Origin of the sequence: Alteromonas sp. 07-89-2, assembly GCF_013113925.1 — a bacterium.
In the GTDB taxonomy this organism is placed as follows: Bacteria; Pseudomonadota; Gammaproteobacteria; order Enterobacterales; family Alteromonadaceae; genus Alteromonas; species Alteromonas macleodii.
Genome location: NZ_VTYM01000038.1, coordinates 1 through 25824, shown reverse-complemented (window position 1 = coordinate 25824; position 25824 = coordinate 1). Strand labels below are relative to the sequence as shown.

19 protein-coding genes are annotated in these 25824 nt (G+C 44.8%); 2 read left to right on the top strand and 17 right to left on the bottom strand.

What is annotated here, in order from left to right; genetic code table 11:
• Positions 1 to 339 precede the first annotated feature (339 nt).
• The 17 genes from F0261_RS18430 to F0261_RS18350 all read right to left on the bottom strand — a co-directional run bounded on the left by F0261_RS18430 (position 340) and on the right by F0261_RS18350 (position 21787).
• Positions 340 to 1044, bottom strand: coding sequence for a YIP1 family protein (locus F0261_RS18430; RefSeq protein WP_014978705.1), 705 nt, complete (start codon positions 1042 to 1044; stop codon positions 340 to 342).
• A 277-nt stretch (positions 1045 to 1321) separates the two neighbouring features.
• The gene (locus F0261_RS18425) at positions 1322 to 3046 is read right to left on the bottom strand and encodes an SLC13 family permease (protein ID WP_014978706.1); all 1725 of its coding nucleotides are present in this window, start codon (positions 3044 to 3046) and stop codon (positions 1322 to 1324) included.
• Between the two features lie 16 nt (positions 3047 to 3062).
• Positions 3063 to 4478, bottom strand: a complete 1416-nt coding sequence (gene cysN, locus F0261_RS18420; RefSeq protein WP_014948795.1) for a sulfate adenylyltransferase subunit CysN — start codon at positions 4476 to 4478, stop codon at positions 3063 to 3065.
• A gap of 1 nt (position 4479) precedes the next feature.
• Positions 4480 to 5271 (bottom strand): 3'(2'),5'-bisphosphate nucleotidase CysQ, encoded by a 792-nt coding sequence (gene cysQ, locus F0261_RS18415; protein ID WP_014975999.1) that lies wholly within the window; start codon positions 5269 to 5271, stop codon positions 4480 to 4482.
• The gene (gene cysC, locus F0261_RS18410; RefSeq protein ID WP_014978707.1) at positions 5271 to 5867 is read right to left on the bottom strand and encodes an adenylyl-sulfate kinase; all 597 of its coding nucleotides are present in this window, start codon (positions 5865 to 5867) and stop codon (positions 5271 to 5273) included. Before cysC ends, cysQ begins: the two co-directional genes overlap by 1 nt.
• On the bottom strand, positions 5867 to 6781 hold the full coding sequence (gene cysD / locus F0261_RS18405) for a sulfate adenylyltransferase subunit CysD (protein ID WP_014976001.1): 915 nt from the start codon (positions 6779 to 6781) through the stop codon (positions 5867 to 5869). The genes cysC and cysD overlap by 1 nt, the downstream gene beginning before the upstream one ends.
• Before the next feature lie 264 nt (positions 6782 to 7045).
• Complete coding sequence (putP, locus tag F0261_RS18400; protein WP_171338624.1) at positions 7046 to 8551, bottom strand: sodium/proline symporter PutP; 1506 nt, start codon at positions 8549 to 8551, stop codon at positions 7046 to 7048.
• A 116-nt stretch (positions 8552 to 8667) separates the two neighbouring features.
• Positions 8668 to 10458, bottom strand: coding sequence for a diguanylate cyclase (locus tag F0261_RS18395; protein ID WP_367613874.1), 1791 nt, complete (start codon positions 10456 to 10458; stop codon positions 8668 to 8670).
• A gap of 388 nt (positions 10459 to 10846) precedes the next feature.
• Complete coding sequence (locus F0261_RS18390) at positions 10847 to 11551, bottom strand: DUF3379 family protein (protein ID WP_014978710.1); 705 nt, start codon at positions 11549 to 11551, stop codon at positions 10847 to 10849.
• The gene (locus F0261_RS18385) at positions 11544 to 12101 is read right to left on the bottom strand and encodes a sigma-70 family RNA polymerase sigma factor (protein ID WP_014976004.1); all 558 of its coding nucleotides are present in this window, start codon (positions 12099 to 12101) and stop codon (positions 11544 to 11546) included. Before F0261_RS18385 ends, F0261_RS18390 begins: the two co-directional genes overlap by 8 nt.
• Before the next feature lie 116 nt (positions 12102 to 12217).
• Positions 12218 to 14071: a DUF885 family protein gene (locus F0261_RS18380; protein WP_171338622.1), complete on the bottom strand. Its 1854-nt coding sequence runs from the start codon at positions 14069 to 14071 to the stop codon at positions 12218 to 12220.
• Between the two features lie 205 nt (positions 14072 to 14276).
• Positions 14277 to 16097, bottom strand: a complete 1821-nt coding sequence (locus tag F0261_RS18375) for a BatD family protein (RefSeq protein WP_014978712.1) — start codon at positions 16095 to 16097, stop codon at positions 14277 to 14279.
• Entirely contained in the window at positions 16098 to 18134 is a 2037-nt protein-coding gene (locus tag F0261_RS18370; protein ID WP_171338621.1) for a VWA domain-containing protein, read from the bottom strand. It lies immediately after the preceding gene.
• Positions 18134 to 19210 (bottom strand): VWA domain-containing protein, encoded by a 1077-nt coding sequence (locus F0261_RS18365; RefSeq protein WP_171338620.1) that lies wholly within the window; start codon positions 19208 to 19210, stop codon positions 18134 to 18136. Before F0261_RS18365 ends, F0261_RS18370 begins: the two co-directional genes overlap by 1 nt.
• The gene (locus tag F0261_RS18360) at positions 19203 to 19853 is read right to left on the bottom strand and encodes a DUF4381 domain-containing protein (protein WP_014978715.1); all 651 of its coding nucleotides are present in this window, start codon (positions 19851 to 19853) and stop codon (positions 19203 to 19205) included. The genes F0261_RS18365 and F0261_RS18360 overlap by 8 nt, the downstream gene beginning before the upstream one ends.
• Positions 19853 to 20827 (bottom strand): DUF58 domain-containing protein, encoded by a 975-nt coding sequence (locus F0261_RS18355; RefSeq protein ID WP_014978716.1) that lies wholly within the window; start codon positions 20825 to 20827, stop codon positions 19853 to 19855. The genes F0261_RS18360 and F0261_RS18355 overlap by 1 nt, the downstream gene beginning before the upstream one ends.
• Before the next feature lie 3 nt (positions 20828 to 20830).
• The gene (locus tag F0261_RS18350) at positions 20831 to 21787 is read right to left on the bottom strand and encodes a MoxR family ATPase (RefSeq protein ID WP_014948808.1); all 957 of its coding nucleotides are present in this window, start codon (positions 21785 to 21787) and stop codon (positions 20831 to 20833) included.
• A 427-nt stretch (positions 21788 to 22214) separates the two neighbouring features.
• Between F0261_RS18350 and fadI the strand changes: the two genes are divergently transcribed.
• Positions 22215 to 23525 (top strand): acetyl-CoA C-acyltransferase FadI, encoded by a 1311-nt coding sequence (gene fadI, locus F0261_RS18345; protein ID WP_014948809.1) that lies wholly within the window; start codon positions 22215 to 22217, stop codon positions 23523 to 23525.
• A gap of 19 nt (positions 23526 to 23544) precedes the next feature.
• On the top strand, positions 23545 to 25686 hold the full coding sequence (gene fadJ / locus F0261_RS18340; protein ID WP_171338619.1) for a fatty acid oxidation complex subunit alpha FadJ: 2142 nt from the start codon (positions 23545 to 23547) through the stop codon (positions 25684 to 25686).
• The last annotated feature ends 138 nt before the right edge of the window (positions 25687 to 25824 follow it).

Here is a 25824-nt window from a genome sequence, read left to right as displayed (position 1 = left end):
CCGTACTCTTTGTTGTGTCACCTTGATGTAGAACCACTATACCTGCGGTAACACGCCGCGATTACGAACATTTTAACTCTCGCTGAGTGGGTAATGATCTATGCGGATTGGTATAATGATACTTCGTGTGACGACAAAAGCGGCAATGATGCTATTCATGGGTAGTGAAAGAAATGAAAGGGTGCGTCTTTTTAAAGTAAGGCTAAGGTGAGGCTGCGCGGCCAGTTTATAGAAACGCTGTACTAAAACACTGTAATCACAAACATTATATTTATAACTACTGTATTACTAGCACAGCGCATTTTTCGTATAGTGGGCGCGTTACATTCGCAAGGTTAATTAGAACAAGGCGAGGGCAATCAACCAGATGCCGTAGATAAAAATATAAGGTGCACTTGCAATTAATGCCGCTTTTTTAAGAGAAAAGGCGGTCCATTGAGTAATACCTACGGTGGCTAAATAAATGCCCCAGAATAGCTCTACCCTTAACGCCTGGCCGAAAGCGTACCAAGGCGAGTCCATCGGGATATTCGCAATATATCCAAGGGACGCTGGCGATAAAATTGATGGCGCGACTTGATGGTCGCCTGCGAACAACAGCAAAGCAACACCCACTAAACCAGTAAGCACATAAGGCATTGAAAGCCACCAAGCGAAACCATACCAGTCAGTAAAGCCATACACATGGCTGTCGTCAGAACGGGTCATTAAATTCACGTACACGGCGTAAATGGCGTTTACGATAATAGGAATAAAAAAGGCACCTATAACCGATGACCAAAGCAAAGCATCCCTAGTGAAGAAGGCCTTCATTTGCTCTTCTTCTGCCGGACTCATATCCCCTTGCGCGGCAATATTCATCTGAGCGAACCATTCAATGTCAACGAAGTTTACATACAAGTACTGGGAAACAAGCGAAATTGCCATGATCAAAATAAATGGCATCCAGCTCCAATTGTTGTTTTCACCTACTGCTTTAAATACGCCATTAGGCTTGAAGAAAATATCGTTACACGCTTGAAAGGGGTTCGTTACATTGTGCATCCCTTGCTCCTATTTCGTTTTTCTTATTACTCTGGCTCTGGGTAAAGCCATGAGTCATTGTTAGCTTGCCAACAGGCAGGCAATAAATTGAGTCATAGATTACTGTTGGCTACAGGTGTTGTACAGCACAACATCTTGATATTTGTAAGAGAAAATGAATGTATTGAAAGGTTATAAATAAAAAAAGGGAAGCGTTCGCTTCCCTTTACGTAATACTGCTGATTGCTGCTCTATCTTTGGTGATCTTCTATGCACTCTCAAAACACGCTGCAAGACCTTACAAATAAGTAATATTGAGCAGTGTCAAAACTATGGTGCTATACATTAGCGAAATAGGCAGTCCAATTTTTATAAAATGCGAAAACTTATAATTCGCCGCATTATAAACAAGCAAGTTGGTTTGATAGCCGAACGGTGAAATAAAACTGGCACTTGCTGCAAATGCTACCGCTAACGCAAATGGCATTAGCGGTGCGCCAATGATTTGCACTAACCCGTAGGCAAACGGGAACATTAATGCCGCAGCAGCGTTGTTGGTAACGAACTCTGTTAAAACCAGTGTTAGCAAGTAGATGACTAACAATGCTATGAACCAGTCAGTACCCGACAACACTGGCATAAGTGCCTCGGTGGTTATATTTATAACCCCCGAATTTTCTAATGCGGTTGCCAGGCTTAGCGCGCCCACAATCACTACAATCAAATTCAACGGTAAATTTCGTTTCATTTCGCCGTTTGACGTTACCCTTACGCCAATTAGCACAGCGGCTAAAAACAGCAGACCAATAGCCAGTGAAATGACATCAGTTGCAGCTAACAACACTGTGGAAAGGAAGCCGCCAAGGGTAATCCACTCTTGCATGTTGGTTAGTGGGCGGGCGATTTTTTGCTCTGACAAAATAAAAAAGTTTTTATTTAAATTTTGACGAGTCGCAAAGTCTGGGCCTGTAGCTAAAAGTAAGAAGTCACCTGCTTGAAGCTTTATTTCTCCTAACTTGCCTGACAGCTGCTCTCCGTCGCGGCGAATGGCTACAACGGCCGCATCAAACAGGGCTCTAAAGCCAAGCTTTTTAATGGTTTGCCCAATAACTTGAGCGCGATTGGCAACAACTACCTCGGTTAAGCTCTCACGCAATACCCCATCGGTCTCAGCAAACATGCTTAGCCCCTTTATGTGGCTAAGATTATCAAGCTTTTGGACGTTGCCAGAGAAGATCAGTTTGTCGTTTTCCAGAATGACCAGGTCAGGCCCAACAGGAGATATCAGGTTGCCATTGCGCACCACTTCTACCAAAAAGAGTTCTGGTAAGTTACGTAAATGGTTTTGTTCTACGGTTTTGCCTATGAGCTCTGAACCAGATTCCACTTCGGCTTCAACCATATACTCGTGATAGTTATTACTCTTATTGCCAATATGAGGTAGCAAAGGCAGTAACAAAAACATGAGAAGACCACAGCTTAAACCCGCTACGGTGCCATAAAGTGTGAAGTCAAAAAAGTTAAAGCCTGGATGCCCGTGCTCTTGCAAAAAGCTGTCTACGATCAGGTTGGTAGACGTACCGATTAAGGTGACCGTACCGCCTAAAATAGCTGCGTACGAGAGCGGGATTAGTAATCGAGAGGCAGGATGATATTGGTTTTGCTTAATTGGACCAATAAGGCTTGCCACAATAGCAGTATTGTTCAAAAGCGCAGACGATAAAAAGGTCAGTGAAAACAAGCGCCAATAGGATTGAGTAAAGTTAGCACTTACTAGTTTCCTACCTAGGCGTTTTATTAACGCTGTTTTATCAATTGCACTGCTTACCAAAAGCAACAAAACAAGGGTAATAAGCCCCTTGTTTGTTAAATTTAGCAAAATGTCATCAAGAGATAACTGCTGGGTAACCAGTAAAGCTAACACTGCACCAGAAAACACAGTGGAAGGGCGCTGATTGGTAAATATCAGCGCGCATATCGTACCGGCAAATACTGCCAGTACGATGAACTGGGTCACATCCATATTGCTCCAGTCCTGCTTAAAGTTTACTGATATCCACAGAGTTCCAATGCGGGAAGTGCTTGCGTACTAGTGCATTGAATTCAAGCTCGAACTCAGAGAAGTTAGGCGATGTATGCTGTGCGTCGCCCGCAATTTCATCAATGATCATACCTGCACCAACAGTGCCGTTGGTCAAGCGATCGATAACGATGAATGAACCCGTAGGGCGGTTGCGCTTATACGGATCGCAGGCAACAGGTTGAGTAAACTTAACGTCTACTACACCAATCTCATTAAGATTTAAGTGCATAGCATCCGTTTCTTCCAACGTGTTCACATCAATTTGATTATCGATATGAGCAACTACCCCTGGTGTTGATTTAGTCGCAAACTTAAACAAGTATTGCTTGTTTGGCATTAGCGGCTCTTCAGACATCCACACAAGGTGAGTTTTAAATTGCGTGTTAAGCAGTGGCAAGTTGTCTGATTTTACAATCATATCGCCACGAGAGATGTCAATTTCATCTTCCAGCGTTAGCGTTACTGCTTGAGGTACATAAGCGCGCTCTTGATCGCCTTCAAATGTAACCACTTGCTTCACCTTTGATTTCTTACCAGAGGGAAGTGCCGTTACTTCATCACCTGGTGCAACTTGGCCAGATACCACCGTACCCGCAAAGCCACGGAAATCTAGATTAGGGCGGTTAACGTATTGTACAGGGAATCGAAAATCTTCAAGGTTGTCGTCTTCACCAATTTCAATATTTTCCAACATTTCCATAAGTGGAGTGCCGTCAAACCATGGGGTCTTTTCGCTCTTGCCTACTACGTTGTCGCCTTCAAGTGCTGAAATAGGTACGAACTGAATGTCAGGAATATCAAGCTGCTCAGCAAACTTCAGGTAGTCTTCCTGAATTTGCTTGTACACTTCTTCTGAATAGTCCATCAAGTCCATTTTGTTGATAGCAACAATAACGTGTTTGATACCTAGGAGAGAAACCAGAAACGAGTGACGTTTCGTTTGTACCTTAACGCCGCCGCGAGCATCAACAAGAATAATAGCAAGGTCGCACGTTGACGCACCAGTTACCATGTTACGGGTGTACTGCTCGTGCCCCGGAGTATCTGCGATAATAAACTTACGCTTGTCAGTAGAGAAGTAGCGGTATGCTACGTCGATAGTAATCCCTTGCTCACGCTCAGACTGAAGACCGTCTACAAGAAGGGCAAGGTCAACTTTCTCGCCGGTAGTGCCCACTTTTTTACTGTCTTTAGTGATAGCTGCAAGTTGGTCTTCATAAATCATTTTAGAATCGTGAAGTAAGCGACCAATTAGGGTACTTTTACCGTCGTCTACGCTACCGCAGGTAAGGAAACGTAGCATGTCTTTCTTTTCGTGTTGTTCTAGGTAAGACAGTATGTCCTGTCTTAGTAATTCGTTTTCATTGTTCATGTTATGCGCTCACAAGGAAAAAGGGGTTTAACACAGACTCTTTTTGGTTGTACGTAAGAGCGTCAGCGTTGTCATCTAATGGGTTTTCAGGGTCAAGTACGGTTACGTTTGCGCCTGCTGCTAGTGCGACTGCGTGCGCTGCTCCCGTATCCCATTCAGATGTTGGGCCTAAACGAGGGTAAAGATGTGCTTCGCCCTCAGCCACCAAGCAAAGCTTCAGTGAGCTACCCATCGCCACAAGCTCGGTTTCACCTTTAAGCTGTGCCAATAAATTCTGAATTTCTGGGCTTTGGTGAGAACGACTACCTACCACTTTCCACACTTCGGCACCATCGTGCTTGCGCGCAGAAATAGCGGTAAATTCGCCATTTACTTCAGTCCACGCACCTTCACCAACAATACCTACATAGCTTTTATTTAGTGCTGGCGCGTAAACCACACCCATGGTCGGTTTACCGTTTTCGATAAGTGCAATATTTACCGTAAACTCACCGTTTTTCTTAATAAACTCTTTAGTGCCGTCTAGCGGGTCAACCAGCCAGTATGACGACCACGTTTTGCGCTCTTCCCATGAAATATCTGCTGACTCTTCAGAAAGAATCGGCAGGTCAGATTCAGCTTCAAGAGCGTTAACGATTACGTTATGTGCGGCAAGGTCAGCTTCTGTTAGCGGGCTGGTATCCTGCTTTTCATAAATGGCGAAGTCTTTCTCGTAAATGGCCATTATCTTATCGCCGGCTTCTTTGGCGATAGCTAGCACTTTTTGTGCAAGACTATTTAAAGGCTGTGTCATTACACCAATCCCTTTTCTTGAAGCAAAACATACAATCGCTCAGCGGTTTGCTCTGCTGGTTCATCCTGATAGGTTAAGTGTACTTCTGGCGCTTCAGGTGCTTCATAGGCTGAATCAATACCTGTGAAGTCCTTAATTTCACCACTACGCGCTTTCTTGTACAGCCCTTTCGGGTCGCGTTTTTCACACACTTCAAGAGGTGTATCGACAAACACTTCTACAAACTCTCCGTCTTCCATTAAGCTGCGGCAGTAATCGCGGTCGGCTTTGAAAGGCGAGATAAAAGCGGTAAGCACAATGGTACCGGCATCGACAAAAAGTTTAGCGACTTCACTAATGCGGCGAATGTTTTCAACGCGATCTTTATCGCTGAAACCTAAATCGCCACACAGACCGTGGCGCACGTTGTCGCCATCAAGCAGATAGGTGTGCTTGTTCTGGTCGTGAAGCTTTTTCTCAAGCAGGTTGGCTAATGTCGATTTACCAGAGCCGCTTAAACCCGTTAGCCAAAATACACGAGGTGTTTGACCAAGCTTTTCAGAGCGGGTGGTCTTGTTTACTTCGTGTTTATGCCAAACAACGTTGTCGGTGGCCATTAGAAGTACCCTTCCATTTTCTTCTTCTCCATAGAGCCTGCGCTGTCATGGTCGATAACTCGGCCCTGACGTTCAGACGTCTTGGTAAGCAGCATTTCTTGGATAACTTCAGGTAGGGTAGCTGCTTCTGACTCTACCGCACCGGTAAGTGGGTAACACCCAAGAGTACGGAAACGCACAGAGCGCATCTCTGGTACTTCACCTTCTTCTAGCGGCATACGGTCGTCGTCAACCATAATAAGAATGCCGTCGCGCTCAACGACAGGGCGAGGCTTAGAAAGGTAAAGTTGCGGAATATCGATGTTTTCTAGGTAGATGTATTGCCAGATATCTAGCTCAGTCCAGTTAGACATTGGGAATACACGAATGCTTTCGCCTTTGTTAACCTGAGAGTTATAAATATTCCAAAGCTCTGGACGCTGGTTTTTTGGGTCCCAGCGGTGGTTGCTGTCGCGGAATGAGTAAACACGTTCTTTGGCACGTGATTTTTCCTCGTCGCGTCGAGCACCACCAAATGCAGCATCGAACTTATATTTGTTCAGCGCTTGCTTGAGTGCTTGGGTTTTCATGATGTCAGTATGTTTTGCTGAACCGTGGCTAAATGGGCCAACACCAGCTTCAACACCTTCTTCATTGATGTGAACAAGCAAATCAAAACCGTGCTTCTTAGCTTGTTCGTCACGGAACTTAATCATTTCACCAAACTTCCACGTGGTATCTACGTGTAATAGTGGGAAAGGAATTTTGCCGGGCGCGAACGCTTTACGGGCAAGGTGAAGCAGTACAGAAGAGTCTTTTCCTACAGAGTAAAGCATAACTGGGTTTTCAAACTCAGCAGCAACCTCACGGAAAATCTGGATACTCTCGGCTTCGAGTTGTTTCAAATGCGTTACAGACGGGATACTAGCAGTCATTTTGAAGTCCGAATTTTATGTTATATGCAAAAAAGTTATATATGGGTTATTTTTCTGCATAGAACGATAACATATTTAATTTCAAAAGTAGTATGCGATTTTGCTATTTAAAATAGCTATCTTATTCCATTAAATAAAACTGTCATGCAATTGAAGCATAAGCCACTTTTTAACGGCCTATAAAAAGAAAAAAGCCCTGTTTAATAATATAAACAGGGCTTGTTATTCACTTTCGTTGCGAATGACTTATTTCGTATCGTTCGCTTACCTTTCACTCAATTTGGTCTGGAAAGCGTCGAACGTATCGACCACACCTTCTCTTGGCGAACCAGATTTACTTAAAATCATGATGGTTAAGCTAGATAAAATAAACCCAGGGACAATTTCGTACATCCAGTCACCTAGCTTTTGGCCGCCGAATTCAATAGGAAGATAAATCCACAGTAACACAGTCACTGCACCAACGATCATACCGCCTAGTGCGGCACGGCGAGTCATTTCACGCTTAAACAGACTAAATAGTACAAGCGGTCCGAAGGCTGCACCAAAGCCAGCCCAAGCATTACTTACAAGCGTTAAAATGGTGCTGTCTCTATCATAAGCTAGATAGATTGCTACAAGCGCGACAACTACTACGCTGACACGACCAGCAATGACGAGCTCGCCATCTGACGCATCACGTCTTAGGAAGGCTTGATAAAAGTCACTGGTTAGTGAACTTGAGGTTACCAACAGCTGAGAAGAAATAGTACTCATGATCGCCGCTAAAATCGCAGCGAGCAGGAAGCCACCGATGAGCGGGTGGAATAGAATTTGAGATAAGTAGATGAAAACGGTTTCTGGATCGATTTCGTTTCCGTTACCTGTTACATAGGCAAGGCCGAAAAGCCCCGTCATTAACGCACCAATAATCGACACAATCATCCAACTCATACCGATATTACGCGCAGTTGGTATATCTTTAACAGAACGTATCGCCATAAAACGCACAATGATATGAGGCTGACCAAAGTAACCTAGGCCCCATGACATCAGTGAAACAATGCCAATTACGCTTAGTGCTTCATTGGTAGACGCATCCATAAATGCATCGAAAAGCGCCGGATTAATGGTATCTAAGGCGTCAATTGACGCGCCGATTCCACCCAACTCGCTAATAACAACGGCAGGTACCATAATGAGAGATACAAACATGATGCACCCCTGAACGAAGTCGGTCATGCTTACTGCCATGAAACCGCCTACGAGGGTATAAGCTACGACGACACCCGCGGTGACGTATAAGCCAGTCTCATAAGTTAATCCAAATGATGTCTCAAAGAGCTTTCCGCCAGCTACCACACCAGAAGAGGTGTAAAGCGTAAAGAAAACAACGATAACCACAGAGGCTATAACGCGCAATAAACGCGTGTTGTCAGCGAAGCGATTTTCAAAATAGTCGGGGAGGGTAATGGAGTTGTTGGCTACTTCAGTGTAAACGCGAAGGCGTGGAGCAACTAACATATAATTTGCCAGAGCACCGAGTGTCAAACCAACGGCAATCCAGCCAGCAGATAAGCCTGATACATACATTGCACCGGGTAAGCCCATGAGCATCCATCCGCTCATATCCGATGCACCTGCTGAAAGCGCGGTTACCGCGGGGCCTAGTTGGCGGCCGCCAAGCATATAGCCTTCTACGTTGGTGTCTGTCTGCCGATAAGCGAAAAGGCCTATCCCTAACATTACAACAAAATACAAACCCAACGAGATTATCGTGCCAGTAGCCATATAAATTCCCTATGTTTTTTCTTTCATGCTAACACCTATGACATAGAGTCTCTATGTCAGTCAGCGACCTTGCATGTTTTCTATACGGTAATTCGTAAATAAAGTTTGGCGAAAGATTAAATTGGAAAAGATGCAACACGCGCTCGACCTTCTCTTTTGGCTCTGTAGAGAAGCTCATCGCACATCTTGATAATGTTATCTAGGTTGGTTTCTCCGTTGACGTCTAACAGACCTGACGAAAAACTAACCGAAAATTTTTCTTCGGTATTGCTCCAATGCTTTTGGCGAGAAAGCGCGAAATTCAGCTCGTCCAGAATTCGCTTAGCAGACCTTTGGTCGGAGTCGGAAAAGTAAATCAAAAATTCTTCGCCGCCATATCGGCAGAGTTTGTCTGACTTACGAATTCGGTTTTTGATAATCTGCGTAAAGGTAGTCAACACTTCATCACCGACAACGTGGCCGTATTTGTCATTAATCTTTTTAAAGTTGTCGACATCAAGTAGAGCAATACAGGACGCTTTATTGCCTTTCAGTGCTTTTTTCAAACTGTTTAGCATAGCTCGTCGCGTGAGAGCGCCGGTTAGTGAGTCACGCTCAGCTAGCAAGTCGCTCTGTCGTTTCGAAATCCATAGCCATAGTGCAAGAATGATAAGAATTGTGATAATCAACGCAAAAATGGTGGTTTTCATTGCTTCTTTGTCGGTAGAAAGGCCATCTTTTTCGCTTCTGAGCACAGTGAGTTCTTTTTGTCGATATCGCGCTAACTCGATATCTTTCGTAATGCCGTCGGTAAACGAAGAATTTGATAACTTGAATTGCTCAGTGTTTTTTTCAACAAGAAGCCTATTGTAGGTTTTCGAATGCTCATATGCTTTTTCGTAGTCACCTGAAGCATCGTAAAGCCTTGAAAGCTCCCGCTCTAACCTAAGCTTGATTTTTTCTTTAAAACCCGAATTTGGAATAGTAGCCAGAACGATATTGCGGTAACGCTGAAGGGAGTCTTGAAATTTAGCATCATCGTTCAATACCGCTGCGTAAAGTGCATCTGCGTAAGCTGAAAGCTCCTCAGTTCTTTGTTTCACCTCTTTGGTATCAAGCTGCCTGATTTGCGTCATGACTTCTTGCGCTAGCAGTTCATATCCTTCGCTTTTTTGAAACACTACTACACGAAGCCTTTGGACATACGTCAACAACTTTTCGTGCACTGAATTTACTGTGGACAAATGCTCTATTGTGTCGTTTGACATAGCCAATGCTTCTTCAAACTTATTTTGAATTAACAATGAATCGATGGCCGAGAAGTAGGCCCAAGTTTTTACCATGGTGTTGTTATCTTGCGTTTTACTTTCAATGATCTCTTTTGAGTGGAAAAATGCTCTGCTTGGAACGAAGAGTTCCAGATAAGCACCTCTCAGCCAATCATGTGCAATTACATTTGATAACGCATTTTCTAAGCTTTTGTCTGATGAGTATCGAGGAAGGTGCGGTAACGCATATTCGATTTCATTAATTGCTTGTATTGGGTTCGCAAGGGTGAGTTCCATCGCTAACCATATGCTAGCTATAGCAGTGGCTCGTCGACTCCCAGTTTCTAGCGCTTCTCGCTGCAAACGGCGCAGTTCAGGAACAGAAAAATTTACTCTATGGTCAGAGCCTTTAAAATCATTTACCGCTCTAGCATAAATGTAATATGCCTTCGCAGCAGCGAAAAGCTCAGGTTTAATTGTCTTAAGCTCTTGCCAATGCCTATCTAATAGAGGCTCTTTAACGAAAAGTGGGATTCTCGGCGAGTCAGCATCATTCGCAGTATAAGTGGCCAACAAGTGTCTAAATATCACGCCTTCACTTTGCGTGTCATTCTGCAAACCGGCACTCGTTAACATAGCAATGATATTCTCATTGCTCACCTCGCTAGGTGTATTCCAATGATAAATTGTCGTTGCAGCTATATGACTATAATTATCAAGTTTTTTTAGTCTAAGTGCGTTGTGTATATCTAGACTTTTAGCAAAGACAGTGAAACAAGCTATTGCAGGAATCAAAAGGCAAATCATCAGACTTGTAAAACGAAACCACGCGCTCATTGTGATGGAGACCTCTTTACTGCGGGTAAGTGAATGAAGTGATTAACTGAAATTAAAACGGACGTTTTAACCTTTAAGTCGGAGTATAAGTTTTATTGAACAGGGTTTCATCTTAATTTTGGGCGAAAAAAATCGGCCCATAGGGGGCCGACGAAGGGAAGTGCTAAAGATACGCACTTTTTTGGAACGCTTTACAGTTACTTAACGAGTGTTAAGCAGAAAATTGAATCCTTTCTGACACCGCCTTTTTCATTTCGCTTAAATCAGCATCTTTATCGCCAACAATCATTACATTGGCATGTTTCATTTTAATACTCTCTCCGTGGTACTGACCATCGGCAAACTCGCTTGGTACGGAGACATCTCCACGTTCAGGGACTACGAATACCGACATCTTACCTTGCGGCGTATTCACAATCAGGTGAAGGCTTCTAACTGTGCTCAAATGGCAATAGTTTGCGACCTCTACACCATCGAGCATTTCGCTAAAGCTGCCACCAAAGCTTGCTAGCTTTGCGTTAACCATGTTCAAATCAACAGGAAGCAACGAATGAGCGTGTTCCATTTCTGCGTACTGCATATGGGCAAGTGCTTGTCCGCCAATACTAAGCGGTTGGTGGTACCACATGGTAAGTCCGATACCTACAGTGAAAGCAACCGATGCAGCCATGGCTAAATACCAGCGACTTCTTCGTTTATAGCGGTTAAACTCGTCCGTTGATTGTTGCCAAATAAGCTTGCTAGCTAAGTCTTCTGGCACATCAACTTTGAGGGCTTGCTTTAATTGCTTGTCTAACTGCTTTTGTTCATTCCAGAAACTGCGTTTGCTTTCATCCGCTTTTGCCGCTTCTACAACATCACTGTCAGTCGTTTCTGGATCGGCGTAGATTCGACGCCTAAATTCTAACTCATCCATTTACACGACCTCTCTGTTCATTTTGCTTCTCTAATGCCTCTTTTAGCTGATTCCTCGCTCTGAAAAGGCGAGTCATTACCGTGTTTTTGTTAAGCCCTAACTGGTTGGCGATCTCTTCGCCACTAAAACCGAAAATCAATTGAAGTATTAAGGGTTCACGATACTCCACACTCAATCCACCTAATAGTCGCTGAAGCTCTCTATCTTTCAAGTCCCCATCAGCATGCTGTGTGTCATCTTGAATATGGCAATCATCAATATCTACTGTGTCGAACTGTTTGCGTTCAAACCGACGGGCGTTTTCGCGGCGAAGAATGGTAATTAACCATGACTTTGCTGCTTTTTCATCATTTAGGGCGTCTAATGAGCGCCAAGCACGTAAAAAGGTTTCCTGAACAACATCTTCAGCAATGCTCTGGTCTTTGATAAGCCAAAATGCATAGCGGTAGATGTCGGCGTGAAATGCCTTTACTAATGCTTCATATCTTTGGTGTTTTGCTTTCATACCCGATAAGACCTGAGCACTATCGGATTTATTTCGCCCAAACATAAAAAAATCCAAAAACTTAATTTTTTCTCACTATGGCATAAAAAACGCGCCATTTCGTTAGCCGAAAGGCGCGTTTTCATTTTATTTCCAGGGATCAGAGCACCTAGTTCGAAAAACTAGGTACGTTTTTGGGAAGTAATCCAAGCATTAATGTTTTCTTCTAAAATAGAAAGTGGGACTGGACCGTACTTCAATACCTCGTCATGGAAGCCTTTCCAATCAAACCTGTCACCAAGTTCAGCTTGGGCATGCTCTCTAAGTTCCATAATTTTCAGTTTACCAATCATATAGGCCGTAGCCTGACCTGGCATAGCAATGTAGCGCTCAATGGCTTTTTGCGCGTCGTATTTAGGGTTTGGCGTATTTTCAACAAGGTAATCTACGGCTTCTTCACGCGTCCATTTTTTCGCATGAATACCCGTATCAACCACAAGTCTGCAAGCGCGCCAAAGTTCCATGGCTAGACGACCGAAATCAGAATAAGGGTCTTCATAAAAGCCCATATCTTTTGCAAGTTCCTCGGTATATAGGCCCCAACCTTCTGTGTATGCGGTAAAGCTCAAGAATTTCTGGAATTGAGGTACACCTTCTAGCTCTTGTGCAATAGCGCGCTGCATGTGGTGACCAGGGATGCCTTCGTGATACGCCAGCGCCTCTAACTGATAAGTAGGCATTGCTTTCATGTCATAAAGGTTTGCGTAATAAATACCTGGGCGGCTGCCATCTTGCGCTGGACTTTGATAGAACGCTTTGCCTGCAGACTGTTCCCGGAATGCTTCGACGCGTTTAACAATCATTGGCGCCTCTGGAAGAATACCAAAGTACTCAGGAATAGCTTCTCGCATGTCGTCTATAGCTGTTTTCGCCATATCAAGGTATTGCTGTCTACCTTCATCTGTTGATGGTAAATAGAATTGTTCGTCTTCACGCATGAAAACAAAAAACTCTTGCAGCGTACCTTCAAATTTTACCTGTTTCATAATGTCGCGCATGGCGTTGTGTATGCGCTCTACATTATCTAGGCCAATTTGATGGACTTCTTCAGCAGTAAGGTCAGTAGTAGTAAACCAGTTAAGGCGATTTTGATACCACTTATCGCCGTTAGGTAAACGCCATACACCATCGCCTTCAGGTGTTACTTCACGCTGGTGAGCGAGTTCTTCAATAAATTTCTCGTAGGATGGCATGACTGAAGTAACTAAGGCAGCTTTTGCCTCGCCTAATAACGTAGTTTTTTCCGCCTCTGTAATATCCAGGCTATTTACTTTATTTTGAAAATCTTCCCAGATAGTTGAAGGTATTTCGCTAGAATCAAATGGTGCGCCGGTAATCACGTTTTTTGACGCATCAATCATTTGATCGTAGGCCCATGCTGGGGGGAATACGCCGGCTTTTTCGCGAACTTTCATTTGTTCGATAACTTGATCAAAGTACGTACGTACATTGTCTAGTCGTCCAATGTATGCCTTAGCGTCCTCTTTACTCTTTACGCTGTGAATGTTGATAAGGAAGCTAGGCACTTGTGTATGTGCGGCGCGGAACTGATGTACGATGTAACGGTGATGTCGAAATTCGTCGTTAGCTAAATCGCGCTCAATACCCAGTTTATACAGGCGCAAACTTAGCTGTTCCTGTTCACTTAACTTACTGGTGTCAAAACTATTAAGCTTTTCTAAACGGTTTTTGGCGATGGCAATGCGAGCATCAGCTTCTTCGTCACTGATGTCATCCCATTTGTCATAGTCCCATTTTTTACCCAAGTAACTTTGAAATAATGGCGAACGCTTAAGATCTTCTTCAAAAGTACGTTCGAAGAACGCATTAAGGCGCTCTGATTCAGACTGCCCAGCTGGCTGTTCTGTTTTAATAGGTTCTGGCGCTGTTTTAGCGGTTTCACTTGCAGGAGAGCAAGCCGTAAGCGTGGTAATGGCCAACGCAATTGGCGTTAGCTTTACTAGTGTTCTCTTCATTATATTCCCCGTCGCGTTTAATTGATTATTTTTATAAGCTAAAGCTTCTAAGGTTAATAAGCCTTAAAGAGGACAATAAGGCTCAAAGGCTCGACTGTTTCTTGAGCGCAATCATTTCTGTTACGAAGCCCTTGTCACTGTGATTTAGCTAGTTGCAAGGGCTTTCATTACGCAAATTCTAGTGTATTGGCAAATGAAATGCGTTTTATGAAGCAGGATATAAGGCAGATAGCGTGTTATTGTTCCCTTCACTTTTTTGCTTCCATTCGCTGCGGGCAAGCTTAGCTTCATGTGAAAGTTTATCTAAAGCTTTCATGACCTGTTTAGATTGGGTGCTAGCGTCAGCTTTATTGGCTGAAAAGCGCAGTGCATAGAGCTCATTAACACTAGTGTTGATTCCTTCAAACTGCGAAAGTTGCGCTTTACCCGAAGTTAACGCGTTTATCCACTGCTTAAGAGCAGACGTAAGTAAACGTGTGTCCTTTGCCTTTATTACTGACATAAGGTTTTGAAACTGTGCTTTTTCATCCCACTGAGCATAAGAGTGGGGGCGCTGTGCAGAGCCGGTTCTGTGAGTGATCCCAGGTCCCATAAACTGAGCCTTTTTAAGCTTTCTGTAGGTAACTAACCATCCTGTAAGCGCTATGACGAACAGTACAAGTAGTGCTCCAGTTACCATCCAATTAAGCTGGGTATTTTCATCAGTATTGACTTTACTTGAAGCGCTGTCTAATGGTTTATTCTCATTGCTAGCACTAGCGTTAGGCTGTGTTGCAGTTGACGGTATATCGTTTTGAATATCTTCATTGCTTGCACTACTCATTGATGGAGTGTCTAAGCTATTCGGAGTATTGGCATTATTTGCGCCAGACGCTGGCGCTACCGTAATTGAACGAGCGGGAATACTGGCATATTCAGTTTGCTGAGTAAGCGTATTAAACCAAGGAATAGTAATTTCAGGTAAGACAAAATTACCTGGCTGCGTTGGAATGATCGCCAGCGACGTTTGGCGCTGTGAAATTAAGCTCTGGTCTTTTTCGACTGTTGTAGTATTAGATTGATCAGGGTACAGCTTAAAGTTTGGCGGATAAAACTCAGGAATATCAGGAAGCTGCTCTTCTACTACGCCCAATGCGGTTAGCGTAACAATACGGGTGACTGGTTCACCTGCTACAAAACTATCACCTTGTGGCCATTCTTCATCCACTCGCACCATTTCAGAAGGTAACCAAGGGTAATCTATCCCCTGAGGAATGGGTTTAATGTTCACCGTAATGTCAGGCCCAACCCGATTAATTTGCTGGGTGCGGTTGAAGAAGCCAAAACGTTGGTTAGTATTGGCAGCCATAACTTCGCCAGTGAAAATAGGGCCTCTTAGCGTGAACTCGCCGGACGCTTGAGGCACAACAGCAAATTGACGTTCAATAATCTGATACCGTCTTCCGTTTACTATATCTGTATACTGTTTATCTTCTCCTAGCTGGGTGATTTCCGCATTTTGCATTTCTGGCGCTTGTAGACTGCCGCGCTCAATATTGCTAGAAAGAAACAGCTTAACCGTGTAAAGCAGCTGTTGATTTAAATAGGCCTCTTTTACGTCGATGTCAGTGGTAACAAAATAGTCTCGGGCGACATTACTTTGTTCTTGAACTGGTATTACTTTAACTTGAATAGGCTTGGTTGATTTACCTTCAATGGTTAATGAAGGAATGGTGAACGTGCCTTCCTTACGAGGAAATAACGTAGTAGTCCAAACGGTGGTGCGCTTGGTGTCGAAATTGACAATTGAGGTTTGGCTACTTACTGATGTTCTTCCGACCACAAAGTCTTTAAGCAGGGGAGAGCTGTCGAATGCATCTCTGTCCGCGCTGCCGTCTGCGGTAACCGTTAAGCGAATGGCTTCATCCAACATGACAGGGTTTCTATCAATGGTGGCTTCCAGCGAATTTACATCGGCATAAGCCGCCGTACTTAAGAGTAGGGTTAATAAAAAAACAATAAGTGTAGATTGTAATAAGGCTCTCATCTACCAATCACTCCGGTTTGAAGGCATACGTTGACGCTGACGTTTTTGTGCTTCTAATTGCATTTTTCGTTTTAGTAGGAATGCAGGGTCGTCTGGCACGCGGCGCATTAAACTCTCCATTCGCTGCAGCTCTTCTTTTTCTGCGTCGGTAAGCTCAGTCTCTTGACCTTGCATTGCCTGTGCTTCCTGCTCTGCTTGTTGTTCGTTTTCTTGTGCTTGCACGCTGTCACCTTGACCAGACTCTTCCTGTTCTGCATTTTGCTGCTGAGAGTCTGATGACTCGTTCTGACTGTTCATCTCGGAATCATCAGGCTGTTGTGAGTTATCTCCGCCACTTTGCTGTTCATCGTTAGCTTGGCTTTGATCAGACTGTTGACCCTCATTATTGTCTTGCTGACCATTCGGCTCGTTTGAACCTTCCTGATTGTTCTGGTCACCTGATTGCCTGTTGTTATCAGAGTTATCAGAGCTATCTTGGCCATTATCCTGCGAGTCACTCTGTTCGCCGTCATCGCCATTTTCGTTCTGGTTTTGCTCCTGATTCTGCTGTTGCTGCTGTTTTTGCAAATCCTCGACAATCTTTTTGTTGGTTCTTGCATCGTCGAAATCGGGTGCTTCGCTTAACGCCTGATCATATTTCTTAATTGCGTCTTCAAGCTTACCGAGTCTTGCCAGTGCATTGCCTTGATTGTAAAGACTCTCGGGGCCAGGAATGTTTTTGAAGGCATTTAATGCACCTTCGTAGTCGCCTGATTTATAAAGTGATGATGCTTTCCACGCTTCATCATTAAACTGATTAACGGCGTCTTTGTACTTGCCTCTTTGGTAACTGTTCAATGCTTCCTGGTTGTCATTCATAAATGGCGTTTGCCACCATGAAAGTGAATCAGGTTTATTTGCCATCTCTAGAGTCTCTTCTGGTGCGCCTATGCCTTGTGATGTGCCAGCAATTTCTGAGGCTTGGGCACGTTGCAGAGCATGGGCGTTTTTAATCATAGAGGGGCTAAGTAAACCTACCAACACGATGAAAACTAATCCGCGTTTGAATGCAAAGGCGGCAAACGGTAGAAGTATAAGCAGCAAGTAAGGGCCAACTTCTTTCCATTGGTCTCCTTGCAAATTACTCTCTTCTTCGTTCTCTTCGCTGTCGCTTTTATCTAGTAGAGATACCGAGGCGAGGGCATCAATGTCGGTGTCGTTTGATGTAAAGGATTCAAAGCGTCCGCCGCTCGTTTTAACCACGCCTTTCACTGCGCCTTCGTTTAACTTGGGTATAACGATGCTGCCGGTGAAGTCTTTTAATAGCTCGCCGCTTTGCTGGCGGATAGGCGCGCCTTCAGATGTCCCAACGGTAAGTGCATTTACTGTAAAAGGAATAGAAGCCACATACTCCTGAAGCTCTTGTTGTTGTTCTAACTCTATACCGTCAGTAATCCAGTAGATCATGCCTGAGTTATATCCGGCATTCGTGAGAAGCTCTGACGCACTCTCTATACCTAGGAGAGGGTCGCTGCCTGGCACGGGCATAATTTCCGGTGACAGGCTTGGGATCAGGGTTGTGATATTTCCTGCGTCTTCGGTTAAGGGGCTAATGACAAACGCATCGCCAGCGTAAGCAACCAAGCCCATTTCACCTTCACCAATGGCGTTGACTAGGTCTATCGCTTTATATTTAGCGCGAGTCAGCCTGTCTGGCGTCATATCGGTAGCGCGCATTGAAAGCGACATATCTATGACTATAACGTGTCCCATTTTCAACTGGTAAACCGGCTGCGGCAGGCGTTCCCATGTTGGGCCAGCGAGTGCTATCACACTTATAACCCACACAAAAGCAAGCATCCACATTGGAGGTTTTGCGCCCATTTCGGTTTTTCCAATCACCATATATTGATATAGATGAGAAGGGATCACAGATTGCCAGCCAGATTGCTTAGCCGTGGTTTTTCTAATTAAAAACACAAGCAGCATCAAGGGGACGAGCGCGATAAACCATTCGGGGCGTAAAAAATGAAATTGGTTTAAGAAGTCGAATTCCATTACTTCGTCTCCCTGTTTGTTTGCGCTGCTTGTATTGAATCAGCTGAGTTCGGGTGTGGCTGGGACGAGTAAATTCGTCTTTGTGAGAACCAACGAAATGTTGATAAAAGAACCGTCAAGAATGCCCATAGTGCTGACAGTAATATCGCAGCACCAAGGGGATAGTAAAACAGTGCGCTCAATGGACGCATTTTACGCGTTTCACCTTCAATAGGCTCAAGCGCGTCAAGTTGTTGATAAATAGCCTGAAGTTCCTGGGCATTTCGAGCCCTAAAATATTGGCCGCCAGTGCTAGTCGCAATGTCGGTTAACATGCCTTCATCAAGTTCTTGCGACGGGTTTATTTGTCGGCTACCGAAAAAGCTCTGGATCAGCATTTTATCTGCGCCCACACCTATAGTGTATACCTTCACACCCTTACTAATTGCCAACTCTTTCGCCTGTTCGGGTGTAATATTCCCTGCAGTATTTTGCCCATCGGTAAGAAGAATTAGCACGTTATTGGACTCTTCCCGTTCGTCAAAGCGTTTCACTGCTAAACCTATCGCATCGCCTATGGCCGTCTGTTCGCCAACCAACCCAATGACAGCTTCACTCAGAAGTGTAGAAACGGTATCTCTGTCATAGGTAAGCGGCGCTTGAACGTACGCGGTATCGGCAAATAAGATAAGGCCAATTCTGTCGCCAACGCGACGCTGAATAAAGTCATAAACCACCGACTTAGTCATGGTTAAACGGTTAACTTGTCGGCCATTTAGCTGCATGTCATCTATCTTCATACTGCCCGATAAGTCTACCGCTAACATCATTTCTCGACCTTCATTCGGTATGCTGACAGGCTCTCCTAACCATTGAGGGCGTGCGGCAGCCGTCACTAGCAGCAGCCATATCAAGCTACTTACCAACAGCGGTATTTTGGTTTGTTTCAACTGGGTTTGCTCTGACACATCGCCAGGTCGCAAACTAGGAACCCGCAATGCAGCCATAGGCGTGTCTTGTGCTTTTTTAGAAAGCAGGCGAACGATAATAGGTAAGGGGAGTACGAAAAAGACCCACCACCAAGCAAAATTAAGCATGATGCGGCTCCTTGGATTGTTTATCATGAGGGCTGCCATCGTTTAGACCGCCATCATTCACACCGCCGTAAGCCCCCTTGTGTTTTGGCAGTTTGGCTTTTGAAAGCCAGTTTTTTACTGCCCCCTTGCAGGTTTCAAAGTCACTAGGGTTGGGGGTGGCTTGATAAACATTGCTTACTAACAAACCTAAATCACTTTCAAGTTTGCTATCACTACTTTTCAATGCAGAGGTTAAGAACGCTTGCCACTGTTTACCGTATAACCCAGCTACTTGCTGAGTTGGGTAATAGCTCATCGCCGTGCGCTTTAGAATTGAGTTTAACGCCACGGGCCAATTGCTTTGTTGTGCTGAAATCGATTTAAGTAAGGCTAAAGCCTGCTTGCGCGCCTTGTTGCGACGTATGTGAGCAGTGATCGCTTTATATAGGCAAAATAGAGCAAGTAAAACTACTGCAATTGCGACCCACCAACCCCAATCTAATGGCCAAATGTTGACCTCTGTAGGTACGTGTATATCGCGCAGTTGAGCAAGTGGGTCTTGCTGCTGAGGGGACACTGGCATTTGATTTGCCGGTGGCATCGATTGAGCAAAATGAGATAGAAAGCTTGATAAAAAATGGGTTGAAAGAATACTGCTCTGCATTAATTAAGCTCCAACCTTTGTTCTTGTTGCATACTTTGAAGCTGTTCGTCTAGGGGAAGACCCGCTGAAACACTGAATCGAGCGATATTGTTTTTGCGCAAGGTGCTATAAATCGCGCTGTTGTGTTCACTGCGCCATTTTTGATATTGCTGTTGCTCGGTATTGTCGCCTAACACCCAGCGTTGTTGGTTTCGGCCATCAGAAACGCTGACGGTTTGTAATGAACTGGTTTGTGGCAAGGCGTGTTCTATTGGATCGTTAATTACGATAGCCCTTACTTCACAGTGTCGTGTTAAGTGACTCAAGTGTTGAATAGCTTGGGTACTTAAATGCTGAAAGTCTGACACGAGATAAACCAGGCTCCCCGGCCTTGCTAGTCGCCTTGCCCTAGCACACGCATCGGCAAAAGCTTGTTCATCTTTGTGTTTGTCCGGCTCAGATTGCGCGCTCTGTTCGTGCAATGCCATAAGTTCATGACACACGTGCAACACGGCCTTTTTGCGAGTTAGTGGTTTAATTTCTTTGTGCTGTTGCTGATTAAATACCAGTGCGCCAACTTTATCGCCACGAGCGGCAGCAGACCAGCTTATTAATGAAGATACATGCGCGGCTTGCACCGCTTTAGTAAGCAGCTGCGTGCCAAATGCCATTGAAGGTAGGTAGTCACAGAATAGAAAAACCGGGCGCTCTCGCTCTTCCCGATACACTTTAGTGTGAGTTTTACCCGTGCGCGCAGTAACGCGCCAATCAATAGCGCGAATATCATCACCGGGCTGATAATGCCGGGCCTCATCAAACTCCATGCCTCGGCCTTTGTGCTTGGTGAGATAACTTCCAGCAAGTTTAGCTTGTGGCATACGTTTAGGCGCCAAACTAAACAGCTTAGCTAACTGCTGGTAGCGTAATAATTCTGCTGTAGACAACGAGACGCCATTACTTTGCAGCTTGTTTAGCTGCGCTTGTACATTCACCATAGCTTAAGGGACTGCGACAGTTGCAACAATCTTATCAAGTACGTCGTTAATCGTTACGCCTTCAGCCTCGGCTTGATATGACAGAATAATACGGTGGCGAAGCACGTTGTGAACCACAGCTTGAATATCATCAGGACCAACAAAGTCTCTGCCGCTAAGCCATGCGTGAGCGCGTGCACAGCGATCTAGACTGATGGTTGCTCGAGGGCTTGTTCCCATCGCTATCCACTGGCCTAATTCCGCGTCAAAATTTGCAGGCTGACGTGTGGCCATAATCAATTGAACTAAATACTGTTCTAACTCAGGCGCCATATACAAAGACAACGCTTCTTTACGCGACGTAAAAATATCGTCTTGAGTTAGCGTTGGTGGCGTAACAGGCGGTTCTGAGAGGGCTTCACCTCGCGTTAAACGCAATATCTCTAATTCTGTCTCGGCGCCAGGATAATCGATGTCCACGTGCATTAAGAATCGGTCTAGCTGTGCTTCAGGTAGTGGATAAGTTCCTTCCTGTTCTAGCGGGTTTTGCGTTGCCATTACTAAAAATAGCGGAGGAAGGGGGTAGGTTTTACTGCCTACCGTAATTTGACGTTCAGCCATGGCCTCAAGCAGGGCCGATTGCACTTTTGCTGGTGCGCGGTTGATTTCGTCGGCTAACACTAAGTTATGAAAAAGCGGCCCTTTTTGAAAAACAAACTCACCGGTTTCGGGACGGTATATGTCTGTACCGGTTAAGTCGGCAGGCAAAAGGTCTGGGGTAAATTGTACGCGATGAAAGTCGCCGTCAATACCATTAGCAAGTGCATTGATTGCGCGTGTTTTTGCAAGCCCTGGAGGACCTTCTACCAGAAGGTGGCCGTCGGCCAAAAGAGCGATAAGAAGGCTTTTGGTTAACGCATGCTGACCAATAATCTGTTGGTCTAAATAAGCGTGTAACTGTTGAAATTGCGCTGCTGCCATAATGCAAAATTTCCGTTTGAGTTCTCGTTATCAGGAAGTGTCATCGGAACGATAGATTTATAAATCTCTTATAAAGTGATCGCTTAGCTAAAAAGTAAATTACATATTAATTAGATAGCTTTAGCCCGTCACAATGACACAAAACAGACTTTCATTTCCATATAAGGTTCATTCTATCTTTCTTCAAGTCGTCAAACAGTAATAAAAATGCGATATGTGGTTGGATGCAAAGCAAGCTTTATAAATTTCGATAGCATAAAACGGTCAAAATTTATAACCAGGGTAAACTTTAGTTTCATTTATGTTGCCCTTAACCCTGCATTATTTGCTATTTTGTTCATTGTTTGTAAAAATCGGGTTTATTACAGGTCAGACCACTTTGGGGCAATAAGCTCAAACGGAAGTCGGTCATTAATTTAGGTGCATTATGGCAACAAAACAATCAGTTACTACCCGAGAGGGTGATCGCATCGCCATTGTCGCGGGGTTGCGTACTCCGTTTGCGAAAATGGCTACATATTTCCACGGTGTTCCGGCTGTTGATCTAGGTAAAATGGTCGTAAACGAACTTCTCGTTCGCCATGGTGTTCAAAAAGAATGGGTTGACCAGGTTGTCTACGGTCAAGTAGTACAAATGCCTGAAGCGCCAAACATTGCGCGCGAAATCGTGCTTGGCACGGGCATGAATATTCATACCGACGCTTACAGCGTATCTCGTGCATGTGCGACGAGCTTCCAGTCAACGGTAAACATCGCAGAAAGCATGATGGCTGGTACGGTACAGGTAGGCATTGCTGGTGGTGCCGATTCAACGTCGGTATCACCTATTGGGGTTTCTAAGAATCTTGCGCGTGCGCTGGTTGATTTACAGAAAACCAAGACCCTTGGCCAAAAGCTAAACATCTTCAAGCGTTTAAGCTTAAAAGACCTAGCGCCTGTTCCTCCTGCGGTAGCAGAGTACTCAACAGGTCTGTCGATGGGACAAACGGCAGAGCAAATGGCGAAAACGCATCAAATATCTCGTGAAGAACAAGACAAGCTCGCACACCGCTCGCACAGCCTAGCCGCTGAAAGCTGGGAAGCAGGCAAGCTGTCTAGCGAAGTGATGACCGCTTATGCTGAACCGTATAAAGGTGCGCTTGAGCGCGATAACAACGTACGTTTCGATTCTAAGCTTGAAGGCTACGCGAAACTTCGCCCAGTATTCGATAAAAAGTACGGCTCGGTAACTGCGGCAAACGCTACACCGCTTACTGACGGTGCTTCTGCAGTGCTTATGATGACAGAAAGCCGAGCGAAAGAGCTAGGCTACACGCCGCTTGGTTACATTAAGAGCTACGCGTTCTCGGCAATCGACGTGTGGGAAGACATGCTAATGGGGCCGTCGTACGCGACACCTATTGCGTTAGATCGCGCAGGCATGACCCTAAACGACTTAACGCTAATTGAAATGCACGAAGCGTTCGCAGCGCAGACCTTGGCAAACGTTAAAATGTTTGCAAGTGACAAGTTCGCCAAAGAGAAACTCGGCCGCGACAAAGCGACGGGCGAAATTGACATGGACAAGTTCAACGTGATGGGTAGTTCAATTGCCTACGGTCACCCGTTTGCTGCAACCGGTACACGTATGATTACGCAAATGCTTAACGAACTAAATCGCCGTGGCGGTGGTACAGGCCTTCTTACTGCATGTGCTGCGGGTGGTCTTGGTGCCGCAATGATTGTGGAGACAGAATAATATGAGTCAGGAACAAGAAATGACAAATGAAGTTCAGCCAACATCAGGCGCATTTACGTTAACCAAGCAAGATAATGGCGTTGCTATTCTTAGCATGGACGTACCTGGCGAGAGCATGAATACGCTTAAAGCTGAGTTTGGCGATGAGATATCTGCCATGCTTGATGATATTGAACGCGACAGCAGCATCAAAGGTGTGGTGTTAACAAGCGGCAAGCCAAGCTCATTCGTAGCAGGTGCCGATATCACCATGCTAGCAGCGTGTAAAACTGCGGAAGATGCCACAACCATAGCCGCTGGCGGTCAAGCCATTTTCGATAGAATTGAGAACATGAAGGCTACCTTCGTTGCGGCTATTCACGGCCCAGCGTTAGGCGGTGGTTTAGAGCTAGCATTAGCGTGTCACTACCGTGTATGTACCGATTCACCTAGCACTCAGGTAGGTCTACCGGAAGTGCAGCTAGGCTTGTTGCCAGGCAGTGGTGGTACTCAGCGCCTTCCTCGCCTAATTGGCATTCAGCAAGCGATGAAAATGATGCTTACTGGGTCTCCTGCACGCGCTAAGCAAGCTAAAAAGTACGGTATTGTAGATGATGTTGTACCTCACAGTGTTTTGTTGAAGGTAGCTGAACAGTTTGCGCTTAAACGCAAACCAGAAAGGGAAGCGCCGCAAAAGAGTGTGATGGACAAAGTGTTAGAGAAGACCGGCCCGGGTCGTAACATGATGTTCAAAAAAGCGCGCGAAGCGACATTTGCCAAAACCAAAGGTAATTATCCAGCGCCAGGTTACATTATTGATGTAATTGAAACGGGCATGAACGAAGGGATGAAAGCGGGGCTTAAAGCCGAGGCTGAAGCCTTTGGTAAGCTTGTTATGACGCCGGAATCTTTCCAATTACGTCAGATCTTCTTTGCTACGACAGAAATGAAGAAAGAAAACGGCGTTGAAGGTGTTAAACCTGAAAAAATGAAGAAAGTCGGTGTGCTTGGCGGTGGTTTAATGGGTGGTGGTATCGCCTATGTAACGTCGACCAAAGCCGGTGTACCTGTCCGTATCAAAGATGTGCGTGCTGAAGGCATTTCCAATGCAATGAAATATAGCTATGACATCTTAAATAAAAAGGTGAAGAAGCGTTTCATGCGCAATAGTGAAATGCAGAAACAGTTAGCGCTTCTTACCGGTACGCTAGATTATAGCGGCTACCAAGATGCTGATATCGTGGTTGAGGCGGTTTTCGAAGATCTAGACCTTAAGCAGAAAATGGTGGCGGATATTGAAGAGAACTGCAAAGAAAGCACGATCTTCGCGTCCAATACATCGTCTATTCCTATTACACAAATTGCAGCTAAGGCAGCACGTCCTGAAAACGTGATTGGTCTGCATTACTTCTCTCCAGTAGACAAAATGCCTTTGGCCGAAGTAATTGCTCACGATAGAACGTCTGACCAAGTCATTTCATCTGCGGTAGAGTTTGCTAAAAAGCAAGGCAAAACGCCGGTAGTTGTTAAAGACGGTGCGGGTTTCTACGTAAACCGTATTTTAGCGCCGTACATGAATGAAGCGGCAAACCTCATTCTTGACGGTGAGCCTATTGAGCACATCGATAAGTCATTGGTTAAGTTTGGCTTCCCTGTAGGCCCTGTGAAACTACTTGATGAAGTGGGCATTGATGTTGGTACTAAGATTATCCCATTCCTTGTAGAGGCGTTCGGCGAGCGCTTCACTGCGCCAAGTGCTTTCGATAAAGTACTTGCAGACGGCAGAAAGGGTAAGAAAAACCAAAAAGGGTTTTATTCTTATGAAGGCAAAAAACCAGGTAAAGAAGTGGACGAGTCAATCTACGAACTACTGGGTCTTTCACCTTCTGCTAAGTTAAGCGAAAAAGAAGTAGCGGAACGCTGCGTATTAATGATGCTTAACGAGGCGGCACGCTGTTTGGATGAGGGCGTTATCCGCAGTGCCCGTGACGGCGATATCGGTGCTATCTTTGGTATTGGTTTCCCTCCATTCTTAGGTGGCCCATTCCGCTATATGGATACACTGGGAATTAAACACGTTGTTGCTCGTTTAAACCATTATGCTACTGCTGTAGGTGATAAATTTACACCTGCTGAAGTGTTAGTAAAAATGGCAGAAAACGATCAAAAGTTTTACAGCTAAGTTTATAAAATGTTAAAAGCCGGGCATTGCCCGGTTTAATTAGATGGTCCGCCTCACCTCTAAGCTAGTCTTAGAGTTAGGCAATCAAAGAGGCGAACCATCATGTCTACTATTAAAGTTCTTGGTATCGATTTAGGC

What these genes read in the sequence shown, in the direction of transcription:
- F0261_RS18355 (WP_014978716.1), bottom strand. Translation starts at nt 20,827, where the DNA reads ATGGTGAATGTACAAGCGCAGCTAAACAAGCTGCAAAGTAATGGCGTC.
- F0261_RS18375 (WP_014978712.1), bottom strand. Translation starts at nt 16,097, where the DNA reads ATGAGAGCCTTATTACAATCTACACTTATTGTTTTTTTATTAACCCTA.
- F0261_RS18430 (WP_014978705.1), bottom strand. Translation starts at nt 1,044, where the DNA reads ATGCACAATGTAACGAACCCCTTTCAAGCGTGTAACGATATTTTCTTC.
- F0261_RS18360 (WP_014978715.1), bottom strand. Translation starts at nt 19,853, where the DNA reads ATGCAGAGCAGTATTCTTTCAACCCATTTTTTATCAAGCTTTCTATCT.
- putP (WP_171338624.1), bottom strand. Translation starts at nt 8,551, where the DNA reads ATGGCTACTGGCACGATAATCTCGTTGGGTTTGTATTTTGTTGTAATG.
- cysN (WP_014948795.1), bottom strand. Translation starts at nt 4,478, where the DNA reads ATGAACAATGAAAACGAATTACTAAGACAGGACATACTGTCTTACCTA.
- cysD (WP_014976001.1), bottom strand. Translation starts at nt 6,781, where the DNA reads ATGACTGCTAGTATCCCGTCTGTAACGCATTTGAAACAACTCGAAGCC.
- F0261_RS18390 (WP_014978710.1), bottom strand. Translation starts at nt 11,551, where the DNA reads ATGGATGAGTTAGAATTTAGGCGTCGAATCTACGCCGATCCAGAAACG.
- F0261_RS18350 (WP_014948808.1), bottom strand. Translation starts at nt 21,787, where the DNA reads ATGGCAGCAGCGCAATTTCAACAGTTACACGCTTATTTAGACCAACAG.
- F0261_RS18365 (WP_171338620.1), bottom strand. Translation starts at nt 19,210, where the DNA reads ATGCTTAATTTTGCTTGGTGGTGGGTCTTTTTCGTACTCCCCTTACCT.
- fadI (WP_014948809.1), top strand. Translation starts at nt 22,215, where the DNA reads ATGGCAACAAAACAATCAGTTACTACCCGAGAGGGTGATCGCATCGCC.
- F0261_RS18425 (WP_014978706.1), bottom strand. Translation starts at nt 3,046, where the DNA reads ATGGATGTGACCCAGTTCATCGTACTGGCAGTATTTGCCGGTACGATA.
- F0261_RS18380 (WP_171338622.1), bottom strand. Translation starts at nt 14,071, where the DNA reads ATGAAGAGAACACTAGTAAAGCTAACGCCAATTGCGTTGGCCATTACC.
- cysQ (WP_014975999.1), bottom strand. Translation starts at nt 5,271, where the DNA reads ATGACACAGCCTTTAAATAGTCTTGCACAAAAAGTGCTAGCTATCGCC.
- F0261_RS18370 (WP_171338621.1), bottom strand. Translation starts at nt 18,134, where the DNA reads ATGGAATTCGACTTCTTAAACCAATTTCATTTTTTACGCCCCGAATGG.
- cysC (WP_014978707.1), bottom strand. Translation starts at nt 5,867, where the DNA reads ATGGCCACCGACAACGTTGTTTGGCATAAACACGAAGTAAACAAGACC.
- fadJ (WP_171338619.1), top strand. Translation starts at nt 23,545, where the DNA reads ATGACAAATGAAGTTCAGCCAACATCAGGCGCATTTACGTTAACCAAG.
- F0261_RS18385 (WP_014976004.1), bottom strand. Translation starts at nt 12,101, where the DNA reads ATGTTTGGGCGAAATAAATCCGATAGTGCTCAGGTCTTATCGGGTATG.